The 17,425-nt window shown below is 40.9% G+C and carries 20 protein-coding genes; 10 read left to right on the top strand and 10 right to left on the bottom strand.

Features of this window, described 5'->3' with window-relative positions; genetic code table 11:
* Position 1: 1 nt before the first annotated feature.
* On the bottom strand, positions 2-226 hold the full coding sequence (locus tag FXV77_RS07745; protein ID WP_148918643.1) for a helix-turn-helix domain-containing protein: 225 nt from the start codon (positions 224-226) through the stop codon (positions 2-4).
* Between the two features lie 131 nt (positions 227-357).
* Between FXV77_RS07745 and FXV77_RS07740 the strand changes: the two genes are divergently transcribed.
* From FXV77_RS07740 to FXV77_RS07725, 4 genes are all read left to right on the top strand, one after another.
* Positions 358-2,151 carry a hypothetical protein gene (locus tag FXV77_RS07740; RefSeq protein WP_148918642.1) on the top strand — a complete coding sequence of 598 codons (1,794 nt, stop codon included), beginning with the start codon at positions 358-360 and terminating at the stop codon, positions 2,149-2,151.
* A 166-nt stretch (positions 2,152-2,317) separates the two neighbouring features.
* Complete coding sequence (locus FXV77_RS07735) at positions 2,318-3,025, top strand: hypothetical protein (protein WP_148918641.1); 708 nt, start codon at positions 2,318-2,320, stop codon at positions 3,023-3,025.
* Positions 3,022-3,792: a hypothetical protein gene (locus tag FXV77_RS07730; RefSeq protein WP_148918640.1), complete on the top strand. Its 771-nt coding sequence runs from the start codon at positions 3,022-3,024 to the stop codon at positions 3,790-3,792. The genes FXV77_RS07735 and FXV77_RS07730 overlap by 4 nt, the downstream gene beginning before the upstream one ends.
* Complete coding sequence (locus tag FXV77_RS07725) at positions 3,779-4,138, top strand: hypothetical protein (RefSeq protein WP_148918639.1); 360 nt, start codon at positions 3,779-3,781, stop codon at positions 4,136-4,138. Before FXV77_RS07730 ends, FXV77_RS07725 begins: the two co-directional genes overlap by 14 nt.
* A 114-nt stretch (positions 4,139-4,252) precedes the next feature.
* Here the strand turns inward: FXV77_RS07725 and FXV77_RS07720 are convergent, their stop codons facing one another.
* Complete coding sequence (locus FXV77_RS07720; RefSeq protein ID WP_148918638.1) at positions 4,253-4,798, bottom strand: hypothetical protein; 546 nt, start codon at positions 4,796-4,798, stop codon at positions 4,253-4,255.
* A gap of 96 nt (positions 4,799-4,894) precedes the next feature.
* On the opposite strand from FXV77_RS07720, the gene FXV77_RS07715 reads away from it, so the two are divergent.
* Positions 4,895-5,293, top strand: a complete 399-nt coding sequence (locus FXV77_RS07715; RefSeq protein WP_148918637.1) for a hypothetical protein — start codon at positions 4,895-4,897, stop codon at positions 5,291-5,293.
* A gap of 116 nt (positions 5,294-5,409) precedes the next feature.
* Here the strand turns inward: FXV77_RS07715 and FXV77_RS07710 are convergent, their stop codons facing one another.
* Positions 5,410-5,907: a hypothetical protein gene (locus tag FXV77_RS07710; protein WP_148918636.1), complete on the bottom strand. Its 498-nt coding sequence runs from the start codon at positions 5,905-5,907 to the stop codon at positions 5,410-5,412.
* 510 nt (positions 5,908-6,417) lie between these two features.
* On the opposite strand from FXV77_RS07710, the gene hflX reads away from it, so the two are divergent.
* From hflX to FXV77_RS07695, 3 genes are read left to right on the top strand one after another with little or no spacing between them, the layout of a single operon-like run.
* Positions 6,418-7,608 (top strand): GTPase HflX, encoded by a 1,191-nt coding sequence (gene hflX / locus FXV77_RS07705; protein WP_148918635.1) that lies wholly within the window; start codon positions 6,418-6,420, stop codon positions 7,606-7,608.
* 2 nt (positions 7,609-7,610) lie between these two features.
* Entirely contained in the window at positions 7,611-8,306 is a 696-nt protein-coding gene (lipB, locus tag FXV77_RS07700; protein WP_148918634.1) for a lipoyl(octanoyl) transferase LipB, read from the top strand.
* 16 nt (positions 8,307-8,322) lie between these two features.
* Positions 8,323-8,742 (top strand): 6-pyruvoyl trahydropterin synthase family protein, encoded by a 420-nt coding sequence (locus FXV77_RS07695; RefSeq protein ID WP_148918633.1) that lies wholly within the window; start codon positions 8,323-8,325, stop codon positions 8,740-8,742.
* Positions 8,743-8,745: 3 nt separating this feature from the next.
* On the opposite strand, the gene FXV77_RS07690 is transcribed toward FXV77_RS07695, so the two are convergent.
* From FXV77_RS07690 to FXV77_RS07665, 6 genes are read right to left on the bottom strand one after another with little or no spacing between them, the layout of a single operon-like run.
* On the bottom strand, positions 8,746-10,074 hold the full coding sequence (locus FXV77_RS07690; protein ID WP_246162343.1) for a DUF58 domain-containing protein: 1,329 nt from the start codon (positions 10,072-10,074) through the stop codon (positions 8,746-8,748).
* On the bottom strand, positions 10,074-11,069 hold the full coding sequence (locus FXV77_RS07685; RefSeq protein WP_148918632.1) for an AAA family ATPase: 996 nt from the start codon (positions 11,067-11,069) through the stop codon (positions 10,074-10,076). The genes FXV77_RS07690 and FXV77_RS07685 overlap by 1 nt, the downstream gene beginning before the upstream one ends.
* Positions 11,066-12,274, bottom strand: a complete 1,209-nt coding sequence (locus FXV77_RS07680; protein ID WP_148918631.1) for a DUF4350 domain-containing protein — start codon at positions 12,272-12,274, stop codon at positions 11,066-11,068. The genes FXV77_RS07685 and FXV77_RS07680 overlap by 4 nt, the downstream gene beginning before the upstream one ends.
* Positions 12,271-13,080, bottom strand: coding sequence for a hypothetical protein (locus FXV77_RS07675; protein WP_148918630.1), 810 nt, complete (start codon positions 13,078-13,080; stop codon positions 12,271-12,273). The genes FXV77_RS07680 and FXV77_RS07675 overlap by 4 nt, the downstream gene beginning before the upstream one ends.
* On the bottom strand, positions 13,070-13,987 hold the full coding sequence (locus FXV77_RS07670) for an ABC transporter permease (protein ID WP_148918629.1): 918 nt from the start codon (positions 13,985-13,987) through the stop codon (positions 13,070-13,072). Before FXV77_RS07670 ends, FXV77_RS07675 begins: the two co-directional genes overlap by 11 nt.
* A complete protein-coding gene (locus FXV77_RS07665) occupies positions 13,978-14,940 on the bottom strand; it encodes a stage II sporulation protein M (protein ID WP_148918628.1) in 963 nt (320 codons plus the stop codon). The genes FXV77_RS07670 and FXV77_RS07665 overlap by 10 nt, the downstream gene beginning before the upstream one ends.
* A gap of 108 nt (positions 14,941-15,048) precedes the next feature.
* On the opposite strand from FXV77_RS07665, the gene FXV77_RS07660 reads away from it, so the two are divergent.
* Positions 15,049-15,777, top strand: a complete 729-nt coding sequence (locus FXV77_RS07660; RefSeq protein WP_148918627.1) for an RDD family protein — start codon at positions 15,049-15,051, stop codon at positions 15,775-15,777.
* A 20-nt stretch (positions 15,778-15,797) separates the two neighbouring features.
* Here the strand turns inward: FXV77_RS07660 and trmB are convergent, their stop codons facing one another.
* A complete protein-coding gene (gene trmB / locus FXV77_RS07655) occupies positions 15,798-16,445 on the bottom strand; it encodes a tRNA (guanosine(46)-N7)-methyltransferase TrmB (protein WP_148918626.1) in 648 nt (215 codons plus the stop codon).
* A gap of 46 nt (positions 16,446-16,491) precedes the next feature.
* Between trmB and fcl the strand changes: the two genes are divergently transcribed.
* The gene (gene fcl / locus FXV77_RS07650) at positions 16,492-17,424 is read left to right on the top strand and encodes a GDP-L-fucose synthase (RefSeq protein ID WP_148918625.1); all 933 of its coding nucleotides are present in this window, start codon (positions 16,492-16,494) and stop codon (positions 17,422-17,424) included.
* The last annotated feature ends 1 nt before the right edge of the window (position 17,425 follow it).

The following is a 17,425-nucleotide window of genomic DNA, read 5'->3' as shown; positions in this document are numbered from 1 at the left end:
GTCATTCTTCTTCGCTGACAAGTTCCAGATGCCCGTATAACTTATGCAGCATTTCGCAGGGATCTGCGTCTATTGCTTTTGCAATAAGATATAATTCTTCTGCCCGCAAATGAGATGAAGCATTCAATGTAAGTTCGTTTATACGGGCTTTACTGAGCCCTGTTCGCCTAGCTACCATAGACTTATTTACCGATCGCTTTGCTAAAAATTCACCTAACGCTGTCATATTTTCTATCCAATGGTTTGCTTAAAACTACTGAACGTATAGAAAAAATGTATAAATAATTTTTTTATTGAAAGTTAATTAATACATTTGTATAGAAAAACTATACAATTAGCAATTTTATAAATCGGATTATGGTAATCGATAAACAACTTTTAGTAGAGCGGTTGGTTCAACGAATGGACTTGGATCGTATTTTTCTCTTCTCGTACTCTTTTTTAGGGAACGACCATCAGCACTTGATTTTGGTCATGAAACCCGAAGACGGTGTTTCCCCAAAGGTGATGAAGCCTGTTATTGAGCTTTGCCTCATTGATATGGATAATCTATCCTTTGAGTTGATCCCGTTTGGTGAATGGCGCAACAAAGTTCGCCATGGAGGACTTTACTATGCTTACGCTTCCCTACCAAAGCATGAAATATACCGGTCACCGCGTAAGGCGACGAAATCGCTTACCGCTAATGAGATTGGTGGTGTTATTGAATTGGCCGATCAATGGCAAATCAAGATGAAAAAAGAAGGTGAGGAATTTCGGGAGGGGGCATTGAAGTTTGCGGAGCATGGCAATTACTTGAAAGCCACCTTTATGGTGCATCAAAGTTTGGAATCGTTTCTGCGTCTGCCACAGGCTATGATACAGGGCAATGCGAATAATCAGCACAACCTAGAGAACAGAATGCGGACGCTGAGCAACCATATACCTGCTTTCAAAAAGGTTTTGTTGAGCGAAGTTTTTATCGATATAGAAACATTTCGACTGCTTGACAAGGGCTATCACGCAGTGAAGCAAAATAGGGATTTGGAGATAACCGCTTTCGATGCGTCATATCTATATGATAAGTGCTGTGAGATATCCAAAGCCATCGAAATACTGTATCAGTTTTTTCTAGACGCGTTGAAGACAGAACAGCAGGTCCGCTTGGAACAGGCCGCGCAGCAGGCACAGATAGCGGAAGAAAAGAAGAAGGTAAAACCGGCTATAGCAAATGTCGATGGTACCACACATATAAGGAGCGAGGACTTTTCCAGTTTCCCCTGGTTACAACAATACAAGGATGACGTCCATGCAATACTGGATAAGATTCGGTCTAACCACAATCCCGAACAGATAAGCCTATTAAATTACCATACCGGTGGCTTTTCGGGAAGCAGTCCATTCCGCTTGGAGACCAATGAGGAGCGAGCGGGTGTGAAGGTAGAGCTGTATCTGGTCGTACTGATGAAGAATACGGGGCCTTTTACCTTTAAAACCATGCAGATGGGTGTAGCGAGTGCGATGGTGGTTTTCCTGGATCTCCAGTATGTAGAAAGAGGCTTGGCGGAAGGAAACAGATTTATGCATATGGTATGGACGAAGGGGTCTGTACTGCGTAGGAAATCGACTTTTGAACCTGCTTTTGATTTAGGTGATATCGACTGGCAGCAGGAAGGAGAACGTGCGGATAAGCTATGGAAAAGAGGCAAGACAGTTATGGATAACTTAGTCAGTACGGCTAGAGATGCACAACCTCTTTTTGCTGACACCGGTCTTTTGCTATTACGCAATATTTTGGAAATTGGCGCAAACAGCATTCTGAGGGTAGCCGTAGGGTATATCCCGAAAACGAAGAACCTTGACGAGCTGCTGGATTGGACACGGGTGGTCGGCGGACAGGTAGTGGACTACTTGTTAGATGAAAGCGGGCTTCGAGGTCAAATGCTGCATCTCATGCTTCATCCCAAAACACTATGGTGGAATCCAGATTTACTGGATTCTTTGGAAGAAATAACCCCCGATTTTTATCGCCTGCAGGCAGAGAAATTGGCTGATCTGTTTGATCGGCTCTGCTTTGATGCTATTGAAAAAATTAAAAAGCAGGCAATCAGCGCAACCGAGCTTGATTCCCTGTTACCTTCGGCAATGGAGGCTGCGCAAGATAATGGTTAAAAAGCTATCCAAATAAAAGTCCGCAGGAGGCCCGTATTCTCACGGTATCTGGCGCGGTGCTCCTGTCGGACTTACATATGGAACTAAACAAACAGAAAGCTACCAGCTGGGCAGGTCCTTCGGAGCCCAAGGTGTCTATGCGGGTATGCTTTTTAAAACCGAAGAAATGGAAAAATTACATGATGCAAATGGTACTCGAAAGACGCGTATAACGTGTTCTCCGCTCTACTGCGGATTCGTCTACTGTATGATGCTGAACCGTATCAGCCGTGGTTATACCACTGACGAGCTGACGTTCCTTGTAGGGCAAGATGATCATTTTATTTCGGACATTGAATCCCTTACAGCCACAGATTTCAGTATGGATCTCTACGGGAGTTTACGTCAAGTATTTCAACACCCGAACTTCCTCCTACACGAAGGGCATGTTCGCGAAGAGATGGAGCATGAGATGCATAGCTGGCAGGACGAAATGGCGATATACCACCGAATGGATCGATATGTCAATGAACGAGAAACCGTAACAATTTTTCAACTGGTCGAAGAGCATCCTCAGTACTCCGATCAATTTACCAACTCGGTCAGCATGGAGGTAGAAGGCTGTCGGGAAGTGTTACGCTTGCTGATAGAAGAAGGATTATTTAACAAACCCATCCCGCCGAATGATCTGCATAATCATGTAGAGTCTATCTTGCAGATGCGTATAAAACCGCGTTATCTGCAAGCAGAGCTTGATAAACTTTGGGGAAGAAAAGGAAAGGCGCCGCTCAAAAGGACGAAAAGAAGAAGCTACGGATATAAATATGGGCTTCATCCCGGCGTATCCATAACAGACGCGATCACATTCACAAAACAACAATTTAATACGCTATGAATAAAATTGAAACTGAATTTCTGGATGTACCGATGGATTTCCGAATTGCATGCGAAGCTTTTGGGATTATGGTGCCGGATTTTCTACAGCTCATTATCCGTCATGTCTCGTTTGCAAATCTGTTTATGCACGACGATAGCGAATATGACCTGGCCACGAAAGCATTTGTGCAGTCAGACGATAAAATAACAAAAGCACAACCGGATTTAAAAGGCAAACAGACGTTGGGAGAACATGGCAAGACAATCTTACCTCATATTCGGAGCTTGGTAAAACTATCGATGAACAGAAGCTACAGCAAAACGATGAAGCGCGAAAAAGGCAGGAAAATCACAGATAAACTCTACCGGGTCTGTTCGCCCCACATTAAGCATAAGCCCTACCTGTATCTCAATGAAGAGACAAAGCTGACACTTACCAAGGACTTCTTATTGGTGTGCCTAATCCATCAATTTTCGCCTACAGTATATATCAATGCTTTGATGCAGTGCATTTCGCTCGCAGACCTGTACGCTCGCCAACACCTCGATAAGTTAGTTTATAACGCCGCGCTCGGATTTTATATACGGGTACAGCACGGCTACGGACATTTAATGGACACAGACCACATCAATACATTAGGTTTCAAAGATTTGATCTTGGACTTACAGGAGTTTGATGTCCGCTATTTTTTTATCCGCGATTTAGAAAAAAGGACAGCCGTTTACCGCGCACGATTAGAAGAAGTTTTTGAAGAAAAGATAAATCAATATTATGATGGAGAATAAGATAAATAAATTGGATTTCAAACCAGATTTCATACAAGCGTGTGAAATATTTGACCTGGAGCCCCACGATGTGCTACAAAAATTTATAGACAGTGTATCCATTCCGTATTTCATTGCCAACCCCATGAACCCCGACCGTTGGGCAAACACTTTTATGGTAGAATGCATTTTAACCCGATTGGAAAGCGAAGAATTATTGGAGCGATATTCGGTTTTTTTCGATCGTATCACGGAAGCTGTATTGAATGATATGGAAAACAAAGACCAGGTCGCGAGAGAGATCATGGATGAATGGCATCGAGCTGTTCTTGAGGACCGCATCGAAGACGTTATGAAGAAACAATAACGCACTAGGTTGACACTACAATTTTGAAAACAATGTAATAAAGTCCGCAGGGTACTGAAATATGGAATCTGGCGCAGTACTCCCTGCTGGACTTTACTATCGAACTGAGCAAAATCACAGCCCTCCTCTCTTGTAAATCTCGCTTAGCACGAGCGGCAGTTTGACAAGAAACTCCCGAATGGGAATGTATTCCAGATATAGCTGTATCTGTTCCATATTGTCTTTTCCGTAATCCTTATAAAGGAGCAGATTATCCAGCACGTTATACCATTCTTTAAGCGATTTGAAACCGTAAAACGCGCGCAAGGACTTTGTCGGAAAAATGCGAGCATCTTCTACTTCAGCATTAAATATTTCTAGACATTGGTATTGAAATACATCATCTTTGTCCATCGGTTCCAGATTGTATTGTTCCAAAAAAACAACACCAATTTCGATCATCTGTGCAAGGTGAATGTAGATATAGCCAAATTCAAATGTGGTGCTTGTACGCATGGGCGGGTAAAAACAACTATTGATCATATAGTTGAAATTACTGGACCAGTTTAGCCCGCTTTGATGCAAAACTTCTTCCAGAAAGAGATCAGGGTTCTTTATGTATCGCTTGCTTAAGTAGCGAAAATGTTTTGCTTTTAGTTTCTTTTGTGTATTTTTCATCATAAATCAGTTTACAAAAGGTGTTTTAGATATTTTTCTATATTTGTTCTATCAAATATAAGATAATAAAATATCTTACTAAAATTTTTAGATAAAAAAATGTCGAATATTAAAGAACGGGTATTGCAGATCGCAGAAAGCAAGAAAATCAGCAAAACAGATTATTTCCAAGATTTAGGGCTTTCCTATGCTAATTTTAAAGGCATGCAAAAGAATACCGGGTTAAATTCGGACGCAGTAGCCATTATTCTATCCAAATATCCGGATATTAATCCTGCATGGTTAATTATTGGAGAGGGTTCCATGTATCGTAAAGAAGCGGCTGTAGTGCGGGACGAGGGCATACCTTATCAAGAACCGATTGTAATCAACGAAATCGAGCATACACTGATCGATGCCCTTAAGCTCGTCATATCATCACAGGAAAAAACAATATCTTCGCTGGAAAAGCAGCTTGCTATTTTGGAGAACGAGGTGCACGGCCTCAAGGAGAAATAAGGATAAGGCGTAAGCCGGGTGGTCCTTAAGTAAAAGTGATTCGGAGGTAAATGTCAACATAAAAAAAGTCCTGCGCTTATGAGCACAGGACCCTTTTCAGTCATAAAGAGTTCTGCTTAGAACTTAAAGTTGATACCGAGGTTGATGCTACCCAATGTACCATTATCAGAGATGCCTTTATATCCAGCATGAACATCAAATTTGCTTGCGCTGTAACCTACTTTTGGCTGATAGTAAAAACCACCGCCATCAGCATAATCGCCTACGAACACGCCGTAACCTAAATCAGCTGCAACGAAAAAGCTAGGGGCTAGTTGATATCTACCGGTAGCAGCGATAGGAATAAGACCTGCGTCAGGTACCTCCAATGTAGCTACCGAACCCATATCGATATCTTTTCCTAAATAATGGCTATAACCTGATGCTAGACCGGCTTGAAATCCTGGAGCGACATCAAACAAATAGGATACATCTGCACCAAAATTAAAACTTAATACATCCGACGCATCTCCTACTGGCAAACCAACATGTGCACCGATACGAAAACCTCCGTCTTGCGCCTGAGCAAAACCAAATACGCCTAAAGCGACTAATGAAAGTAAAAACTTTTTCATATAATATTTATTTAAAAATGTGTGCAAGTATACATTGAATATTCAAAGCAATTGTCATCTGTCAGCAAGATTAAATAAAAATTAATCCTGTATTATCTTGTAACTCCTACTACATTTCTTTTCTATCGTTGTATCCGATAGGTAAGCCCGCCTAAATAGGGACATCCCATGGTCTGAAGTGGTAAAAAACGCGGGCGTTCAGCATGTGTCTGGAGCGATTCACGATTCCCCAATAATCGGAGACCTTTCGTGGAAGCGATTCGCTGATGTATCAGCTGGAGCAACTGGGTGGCAATGGCCAAAAAATTACTTGTACAAGAACAGCGGTCTATTAATGAGGTCGCTTATCTAGTCGGCTTTCCCACCAAGCGAATTGAAACTCTAGATTACGAAAGTCTTCCTTAGCTTACCCATAATCCTCCGGTTACGAATCTCCACTACGTTAGCACAAAAACCATTATCTTTGTAAGCTTGTTCTATTTGTACAAGCTATAGGAACGGAAATAATATATGGGAAAAACAAAAATATACGATACAGCACTTAAGCCCGAAACAGCTTTACTCGTTTCGGTGATAACACCCGATATTTCAGAGCAAACAGCAAAAGATTATCTTCAAGAACTGGAGTTTCTCGTGCAGACAGCCGGAGGTGAAGTGCAAGGTGTTTTCACACAAAAATTAGCAAAACCCGAGCATGCCACGTTCGTAGGGACAGGCAAGCTGGAAGAGATCCGGCAGTATGCAGATGCCGAAGAGATTGACATGATTGTATTTGATGATGAACTATCGCCTTCACAGCTCCGCAACGTAGAACGCGAACTTAAACGTAAAATTTTGGATCGTTCCAACCTCATTCTGGATATTTTTGCCAAGCATGCACAAACCGCACAGGCAAAAACACAAGTAGAGCTGGCGCAATTACAGTACCTGTTACCACGGCTAACCCGTATGTGGACCCACTTGGAGCGTCAGCGTGGGGGTATCGGTATGCGTGGCCCAGGGGAATCCCAGATTGAAACAGATAGACGGATTATCCTCAATAAAATATCACTGCTGAAAGAACGATTACGGGTCATCGACAAACAGAATGAAACGCAGCGTAAAAACCGGGGCGAGCTCATACGCGTCGCTCTTGTAGGTTATACCAACGTCGGAAAGTCCACGATATTGAACATGATCTCCAAGTCGGATGTGCTCATGGAAAATAAGCTGTTTGCCACGCTGGATACAACCGTACGGAAGGTAGTCATTGACAACCTGCCTTTCTTACTTTCGGACACGGTAGGATTTATCCGCAAGCTGCCACACCATTTGGTGGAGTCGTTTAAATCCACGTTGGACGAGGTTCGCGAAGCGGATGTACTTATACATGTAGTCGATATCTCCCATCCTAACTTTGAAGACCATATTGCCGCGGTAAATGAAACGCTGAAAGATATCCGTGCACTGGACAAACCCGTTATCACGGTTTTCAACAAGATAGATGCTTATAAAGCTCCTGTGGAGGTTGATGAGGATGGTGAGGAAATTAATGTTACGCTTGAAGATTTCAGAAACTCTTGGATGGCAAAAAACTCCGATCCGGCAATTTTCCTGTCTGCTACCGAAAAAACCAATGTCGAGGAATTCAAACAGAAATTGTACGAGATCATCTCCAAAATGCATACGGCACGCTATCCGTATAATAATCTGTTATATTAACCATGAACAAACGAGTACAATTCACTGACTGGGGATTGGTCGATTATCAGGATGCATGGGACCGTCAGGAAGAGGTTTTCAACCAGACAGTGGCGGTTAAGAACGAGAACCGGATCAACGGCACCACTCATCCTACGCCCAACCATCTTATCTTTACAGAACATCCTCATGTATATACCTTGGGTAAAAGTGGTCATGAGGAATACTTACTATTGGACGAAGTAGGCTTGAAAGAGAAAAACGCCAGCTTTTATAAAATTAACCGTGGTGGGGATATTACCTATCATGGGCCAGGACAAATTGTAGGCTATCCCATCTTAGATTTGGATAATTTTTTTACCGATATACATTTGTATTTGCGTACACTGGAAGAAGCTGTTATCCGAACCTGTGGCGAATACGGCATATCAACAGGACGTTACGATGGATATACGGGTGTCTGGCTAGATGCGGACAATGATAAAGCACGTAAAATTTGTGCTATGGGCGTTCGTGCTTCCCGGTGGGTAACGATGCACGGATTTGCTTTCAACGTCAATGCAGATCTTAGCTATTTCGGCAATATCATCCCCTGTGGTATTGAGGACAAGGATGTTACTTCACTTGAACGTGAACTCGGTCACAAACTGGATATGGAAGAGGTTAAAACCAAACTCAAAGGCCATATCGCTGATTTATTCCAAATGGAGTTGATTTAAATACTATCTTTGTACTATGATTCTTGCAGAAAGATACCACGATATATCCTGTGGACACCGCGTAGTAGGCCACGAAGGCAAATGCCGTTTCCTACATGGCCACAACTACCGTATACATTTCACAATAGCAGCCGATCAATTGGACGTAATAGGTCGGGTGGTTGATTTTTCTGTTATCAAAACCACACTTTGTGCATGGCTGGAAGAACATTTTGATCACAAATTTTTAATCTGGGAGAAAGATGAGTTATTGCCGCAATTGCAGGAAGTAACTCGTGACAGCCTTGTGGTCGTACCTTTCAATCCTACAGCGGAAAACATGGCAAAGTATCTGGTGGAACGTATCGGACCACAGCAACTAAAAGATTACCCTGTTCGGTTGATTTCCTGTAAAGTGGAAGAAACGGCGAAGTGCTCCGCTACGTATAGTTTATAACTTTTATAGCAATCCTCGAGCTTTTATTTCCAAATATTTATTAATGGCATTAATCGTTAGGTTTTCCGGCGATGTATAGATGGTTTGAATCCCTTGTCTGTGCAATTCTTGAATAACCTGATGCTTTTCGTATACAAATTTCTGTGCAATGATTTGGTTATAGACATCGATGGTTCGCTGTCCCTCTTCTTTCGCCATATCAATCAATTCCGTATTTTTGAATACGACCACGACGACAATATGTGTCTTGGCCAACATACGTAGATATGCCATTTGGCGAGACAATGCATCTATCGTTTCGAAATTTGTATATAACATCAATAAGGAACGCTTATTAATATGTTTATTACAGAATGCGTATAGATTGCCGAACTCCGATTCTTCAAAATCAGTGGTGACGTTATACAGCTTTTCCGAAATCAGTTGCATCTGGTTATTACGTTTCTCAGCCGGGATATGATCCGATACTGTTTTGGAAAATGTGAGCATACCTGCACGGTCCTGTTTCAGAATAGCAGCATTCGCTAAAACTAATGTCGAGTTGATGGCGTAATCGAGCAAGGTCAAACCGTTGAAAGGCATGCGCATGACCCGGCCTGTATCGATGAGCGCGTAAATAGGCTGTGATTTTTCTTCTTGATACTGATTAACCAATAGTTTTTTATGCTTGGCTGTTGCTTTCCAGTTGAGGTGCCGGTATTCATCTCCTCGCACATATTCCCGTATGTGGTCGAATTCCAAGGTAGCCCCAATTTTTCGAATGCGCTTAATCCCCAGCTCCACGAGTCTATCCGTAGTTGCCAATAATTGATACTTGCGCATCTGGATAAAAGAGGGATAACATGCCAATCGTAGCGGTTCATTCAACGTGAACTTCCTTTCAAACAGGCCGAGTCGCTGCACCATGGCATGGCACCTTTCAAAAGCGTAGACGCCCCGAGACGTTGGGCGGACTTGATAGCTAATCGTTTTAACCTCTCGTGGTAAAATTGTTGATTCCAATTCGATATTCCGCAGTTGCAACTGTATCGGAAATTCTTCTAAAAGACGAACACGAACTTTTGCAGGATAGTTACTGGTCAACTGAATCTCCATCTCATTCTCATCTCCGTTCGACAGCTTTTCAGGATAATTTCGTTGTATAACTACCTTATTCTTATTATAGTAAAGAAATAGGATATCCCATAAACATGCTGCAACAAATAACCAGAGAAGCACGATCACAAAGGGAAATAGAACTTTAATAAAAAAAGACAGCACAAAGCATGTCGCTAATAAAAGCAGCGCATAGAAGAACTGATTGGTTACGTACAGACTACGGATAAAACGCATTACCTCGGAATTTCGATACTGTCTACAATTTGTTTAATGATATAATCACTCGTGAAACCCTCCATTTCCTTTTCAGGAGTCAGTAATACGCGGTGCCCTAGTATAGCAGGAGCGACATATTTAACATCGTCTGGTGTAATAAAGTCTCTCCCTTGAAGAGCCGCACTGGCTTTTGAAGCTTCCAACAAAGCAATCGAGGCGCGCGGCGAAGCACCCAATGTAAGATTTGGATTTGAACGTGTGTGATAAACCACTTGTGCGATGTAAACCAATACATCTTCGTGTACATAAACAGCCTTTATCAACTGCTGAAAGCTGATTAATTCGTCGATACCCACTACCGGCTGTACCAAATCTTCCTTATTGTTGGCCTTTTGCACATGATGTTCACGCAATATATTCAGCTCCTGCTCTATCGCCGGATAATCCACATTAATCTTGAACAAGAAACGATCTAATTGCGCTTCGGGCAAACGATAGGTTCCTTCATGTTCTATAGGGTTCTGTGTAGCAAATACAACAAACGGTGCCGGAACAGGGTACGTAGTCCCATCCACCGTCACCTGTCTTTCGGACATACATTCGAATAACGATGATTGTGTTTTTGCCGGCGCACGGTTTATTTCGTCAATCAAGACAATGTTACCGAAAATCGGGCCTTTCTTAAATTCGAATTCGTTGGTCTTTAGGTCTAACACGGAAGATCCCGTTACATCCGAAGGCATCAAATCGGGCGTAAACTGTATACGCTTAAATTCACCTTTAATCGCCTTTGCTATTAACTTTGCCGTCAATGTTTTTGCCACACCTGGCATCCCTTCGATTAACGAATGTCCGGTAGCTAGGATGGCAATCAAAAGTTTATGAATAACTTCGTCCTGACCTATAATGACCTTTTTAACCTCTTGCTTCACGGCGCCCATCTTTTCTTTCAGTTCGGTTAAATCTATCCTGTTTTCAAAACTGGGCTCATATTTATTTCCTAGTTCACTCATAGCATATTCGCTTTATGTTTAAATTCTTCAATTCTTTTATTTAACTCGATCAATTCATTATCTGTAGACGCACGCATTTTTCGATATCCGAGAAGTAGCCTAATCAAGTTTTCGCACTCTTCCAACGAAACGCCGGCTTTTAACGATAATTGCTTCGCGAAAAAATCGTCTTCCAATTGCAGAATATCCAATTGAAAATGCGTTCGGATATCATACAGAAAGTATTCTACTTTTTTTTGGATAAGATTGCCCGGATTTCCACTCTCATAATATAAAGTAGCGATTGTACGTGCAAATTCTTTGGATAAATTTGGTTCCGGCTCCACGACATTGACGGCCCGTTGTTCCCGTTTACTTTTAAACAAAAGAAACAGGATAAGACCAAAAAGTAAAATATACCAAGCTTGACGCAATCCATCATTTTGCAACAATACCCGCAACGGTGTCTTTGCTTCCACCGCTCTCTTAAAGGTGCTATCAAACCAATAGATCTCTTTACCGGAAAGCAACTTTAGTACAGCTGCTCCATATATAAAGTTATCCTCCATTAACATGTAATAATTGGTAAACATGAGCGGTTCCAGATGCAAAAGGAAACGGCCCTCCCCTTTTTTAATTTCAATAAAGTTAGGTATTTCCTTATCTTCCACTTCATAATAACCAATAATATGGGTGTTTAGCGTATCTAGATTACTGAATAATCCGGGGTACTCCAAATCTTTATAATAAGCCGTCTTACCGTCTACCAGTGAGAACGGACGATCCTCTACATTTAATACTTCACCAAAGTTGTAAGGGTAATGATATTGCTGCTTTATCCCTAGTGTATCGAGAAGATAAAGCGGAAAACTGTTAGCAGAAATAAACACTTCACCTCCCTTTTTTACAAAATTTATTAACTCTCGCGTTACCTCCTTCCCTTCGTAAAATCCATTCACCACATAAACCAGACTACCTTGCTCCTTTCCAGGTAAAAACGTTTTCAGAAAGTCGTAGTTGGTCGATGTGAAATCTTCAATCTCTGCCTCATTCCCCAATATTTTTGGCAATTCCTCACGGGTCACATATAAGCCATAAGGAATTTTATCTCGTTGGTCGTATGTTTGTGACCAATCAACCTGCTTATCGCTTGCCAAATCAATAAAAGCAATAATCAAGACTGTCATACCCAGTAGTATAAGACCAAATTTCCCAGAATTCTTCATCGCCACTTTGATTGAAAAGTTAAGAAATAAGGTGCGTACTCCTCATATTTGGTTTTATCTATAGGCATATTTCCGTACCATACGCGGTTGTATATATTGACATTTCGCGTAAAATCACGTTGTAGTTCTTCATTCTCTATTTCTTCAATAAGCTCTACATGTGTTTTCGTATATTTCCAATGAATCAGTTCCCGCTTTGCCAATAATTGTATATTCAGCAGGTTGAGATAGCGAATAGCCAATGCAAAGTCATGCTCTTGCTGGGCTTTTTCGATATAACTTGCCAGATCGATATCCAATAGGTTTTTCTCTACAAATTTAATTTCGTCAGACACATCGTCCTCGTCTTTATCCTTTACTAACAAACGCTTACCCGAAAATAACACACGATAAATAATCCAGAGAAAAATAACCAATGCTACCGCCGCCAACAGCTTGTACACCACATCAGCAAACTGAAAATATTCTCTACTGGGGAATAAATTGTCCAACATCCTGCCTAGCCGATCTAACACTTTTTTGAATAAACCAATACGATTAGGGCTATTCTTATCATAATCAAACGCCTCATCTTGATAGCGTTTTATCAATTCAGCGTATGCCGCTGTATCCACATGTGGAATCTGGCTCATCCAAGGTATGGTGTCGTAATACCCATCCTCCATGTAATCTATCCAATCCTGTGGCGGAGCTTTTACCATGATACTATCTTCCAGTATAGGAGGCACTGATTCAATGGAATCTTGCGCGTTGCCGAGGGAAATGTTCCATAGCAAAAGTAAGATCACAAGAATTCTATTGCTCATCTTCCTCCCTCCCTAGGTTTTGTATCTTTTCATATATATCCTCACCGTATGTCACTTCTTTTGCTGTCTCATAAATAATTCCCGACACCAAAACCGTAAACATATAATACACGATATAAAGCAAAACCAACAAAGTAGCACCAATGGAAGTAAACGTCCGTCCCGCCATACTATCAAAAAATGTATTTTCAAACCCGATTGTGTTGTAGGCAATAATCCCGATAATAAGAGATGGTATTAAAGTGAGCATCACAAGAAGTGTCTGGAATACCAAACTGACCACATAAGAGGAAACGCTATAATCGATGATTTTTTTCTTTAAGATGGAGAAACTTTGTTGTATGGCATTGCTTGCGGGCATATATCCTTCTCGATAGAACAAAAAAGCGCAAAAAAACCAAACACCCACAAAAGCTCCCAAAATTCCAACTGCAAAACTACCAATCAACGGAATGAACATCAAAATCACCATGGCAAACATCATGGGAATAAATAGAATAATAGAGGCTACAATGCTTACCAGCAAGAATTTAAAATATTTTCCCAAATTTGCTACAAATGCCTGCCAAACATCGTGAGAATCAAAATCAGTCCCCCTCTTATTCTTTAGCAAGATAAAATATTCAATCGCTAGCCCGAAAAACACCATACTCACCGACAGAAGTGCGAATAACGCAGCAATTGCTATGAATATAAGATCCATTGATTCTGCCCAACTTTGACTTGCGGTTAAATTGATCTTGGTCGTTCCGTAATAGATAAGAATCAACATAAGGCACAACGGAACAATAGCAAGTTTCAAGATGGTTTGAAAAAAATGTTGTAGCACCAGCCGCAAGAGGTTGATGAAATCTTGAACAATTTCACTCAACTTTCGTTCTTTCCGAAATTCGAAATCTATTTCCATCCGTTAATTCTTGCCAGTTGATAAGGTCTGATTATATAAAAATAGATAATAGCCGTAAACGAAGCTATAATAATACTGATACATAACCATATAGAAACCTGATAATGTCTTGTCACAAAGCCTTCCAAAAAGCCGGCCACAATAAAGAACGGAATGGTACTTACCAATACTTTAGAAGCGGTTTTCATTGCACGTTTGAATGATTCTAGCCGTGTATAGGACTTCGGGAATAATATACTGTTTCCGATCGCGAGACCGCAGCCTCCCGCGATCACAATCACGGACAATTCAATAGCACCATGAATCCAAATAGCCGACATGGCTTCCTGCATCACGCCATAACGGAAAAACAGATGATGAAAAGCGCCTACCATGATCCCGTTACTGAATAATATATAGCCCGTACCAATACTGTAAAAGACTCCTAATACAAAAGCCAGAAAAGCTACCCGAACATTGTTAATCGTAATCGCCAAAGCGGAACCGACTTCGCTCCCTCCTTGATAAACACCAGCAGGATTCCCCGATTCAATGTTCGCTATACTCATGTCTACGTAATAATCGCCCAAGATTAAACGTACAAAATCCAAATCGTATTGGGCGGAAATGAATCCAATAGCAATGGCTAAACAAAAAATTAACAAAGAATAGAGCAGCGGACGCCGCAACTGCCATATCGCTTCTGGAATCTCCTGTTGTACAAAACGTTTGAATTGGTTCTCCGATGATTTTTGATCACGATATAATTGCTGATGAGCCAATATGGCCAATTCATTCAAATAATCTTTTGTTTTTGATCGCGGATAAAATGTCTGCGCATAAGCCAGGTCATTAGTCAGTTCGATATAATCGGAGGCGAGCACATCAGGATCTACATTGATTTTATTTCTCAAATTATTTTCAATTAAGATCCATTTTTCTTTATTTCGTTCAATAAAGGATGCTTCTCTCATTATGTCTTTTAATTTTTTATTTTTTAAATAAAACAAATTAATGAGAAGAAGCTTAAGAAAGTAGCGTCTACTCGAAGCTAATATAGGAAATATTAACGTTTTAATAAAATGCACAAACTCTCCATTAATACTCCTCAGAACGTAAAGTTTGAATACAATTTAGCTTCACTCGGCTCCCGCATTATCGCGTTTGCAGTCGACTATTTCATCATTATATGCTATGCAATAATGGTCTATTACACGGTATCCCGGCTCGGTCTTTTTAATACAAGTGATCCATGGCTGACCACGGGTATTTATATGCTCATTTTACTTCCCGCATTTTTTTATCCATTTCTCATGGAAACCTTTTTTAATGGGCAAACTATAGGAAAGATGATTATGCATATTAAAGTAGTGAAAATTGACGGCACACGAGCATCTATCTATCAATATTTTATGCGTTGGGTATGTTCTATTGTTGATATCTTTTTATGTGCCGGAGCTTTAGGCATTAGCAGTATCATTGCCACCAAAAATGCACAACGCATAGGCGATATTGCTGCCGACACCACTGTCATCAGCACCAAACAAAACATGGCATTGCAACAAACGCTATTTGCCGAAATTACACAAGAATATACGGTTACTTTCCCCCAGGTAATGCGATTGTCAGACAAAGATGCAAATATCATTAAAGATATATACAAAAAAGGCTACGAGCGCAAAGATTACAATATCATTTTGGCATTGAGCAATAAACTAGTAGAGCTACTGGACGTGAAGCCTCAAATGCGACCTGAAGAATTTATTGATGTCGTGATTAAAGATTATTATTACACGTTTAGGGATAGATAGGGTTATAGCGGTAGCACTATCTAAAACTGCCACTGCACATAATTAATATTTTTATTACCGGCGAGATATTTACGCTCATAATATGTTTTGATGGATAAAACGTTATCCACTAACTCCGAGTGGTACAAATCTGTAGTATCTTTTATTTTAGGAAGGTTAAGCGATGCAATCTGTTCTAAGGTATAGGCATAAAAACCATCATTATCTGTTTTCAGGTGCATAATGCCCTTATTTTTCAGTAGTGTTTTATATTTTTCTAAAAACTTAGGATTGGTCAAACGCTTTTTCTCCCGGCTATCTTGTGGCTGAGGGTCAGGAAAAGTAATCCATATTTCATCTATCTCGTTTTCTGCAAAATGCTCCAATATGGTTTCAATCTGAATTCGAAGAAATCCCACGTTGTTGATTCCTTCTTCCAATGCTGTTTTTGCTCCTCTCCAGATACGGTTTCCTTTGTAATCGATACCGATAAAATTGATATGGGGAAACATTTTCGCCAAGTTGACGGTATATTCACCCTTGCCACATGCAAGTTCCAAGACAACGGGATTATTATTTCCAAAGAACTTAGATGCCCATTCTCCTTTATAGCCTTTCCCAGCATCCAACTGGACAACATTTTTAAATGTGGCCACTTCCGCAAATTTCCGTAACTTATCCTTACCCATTTCTAATAATTTGTTCGCAAAAATAACCTTATATTTGTAGGAATCAATGGAAAAAGAAGCTAAAATATTCGTTGCGGGACATCGAGGTATGGTGGGATCGGCGATTGTAAGAGCACTGGAAAAAGAAGGATATCGTCAGCTTATCACACGTACGTCAAAAGAACTCGATTTGCGCGATCAATCGGAAGTGACAACCTTTTTTGCTGAGGAACAACCGGAATACGTATTCTTGGCGGCTGCCAAAGTCGGCGGTATTGTGGCAAACAATACTTATCGCGCCGATTTTCTGTATGAGAACCTCATGATCCAAACGAATGTAATCCATCAAGCTTATGTTCAGAGCGTCAAAAAACTCTTATTCTTAGGTTCCAGTTGTATCTATCCAAAACTTGCTCCGCAACCTCTCAAAGAGGATTATTTATTGACAGGCACATTGGAACCTACCAATGAACCTTATGCAATTGCCAAGATTGCTGGCATTAAAATGTGCGAAGCATATCGTTCACAATATGGATGTAATTTCATCTCCGTAATGCCCACCAACCTATACGGTATCAATGACAACTACCATCCACAAAATTCACATGTATTACCTGCACTGATCCGCCGTTTTCACGAGGCGAAAATAGCAGGAATAAACGAAGTGAATATTTGGGGAACCGGTTCGCCGCTTCGGGAATTTCTATATGCAGATGACTTAGGTGACGCCTGTGTTTTTTTAATGCAAAACTATAATGATGAGCAATTTATTAATGTAGGCGTAGGAGAGGATATCAGCATCCGGGATCTGGCTTATCTCGTGCGTGAAATTGTAGGATATGGTGGAGAACTCCGCTTCGACACGAGTAAGCCCGATGGCACTCCTCGCAAACTCATGGATGTTAACAAATTACATGCGTTAGGGTGGTGGCATAGGACTTCCCTACGAGAGGGAATAGTCTTAGCTTACGAGGATTTTCTAAATAGAGAGATAATTTAAT

The organism is Sphingobacterium phlebotomi (assembly GCF_008180195.1).
GTDB lineage: Bacteria > Bacteroidota > Bacteroidia > Sphingobacteriales > Sphingobacteriaceae > Sphingobacterium > Sphingobacterium phlebotomi.
Note: the sequence above shows the minus strand (reverse complement) of the source record. Positions and strands in the feature narration are given on the sequence as shown.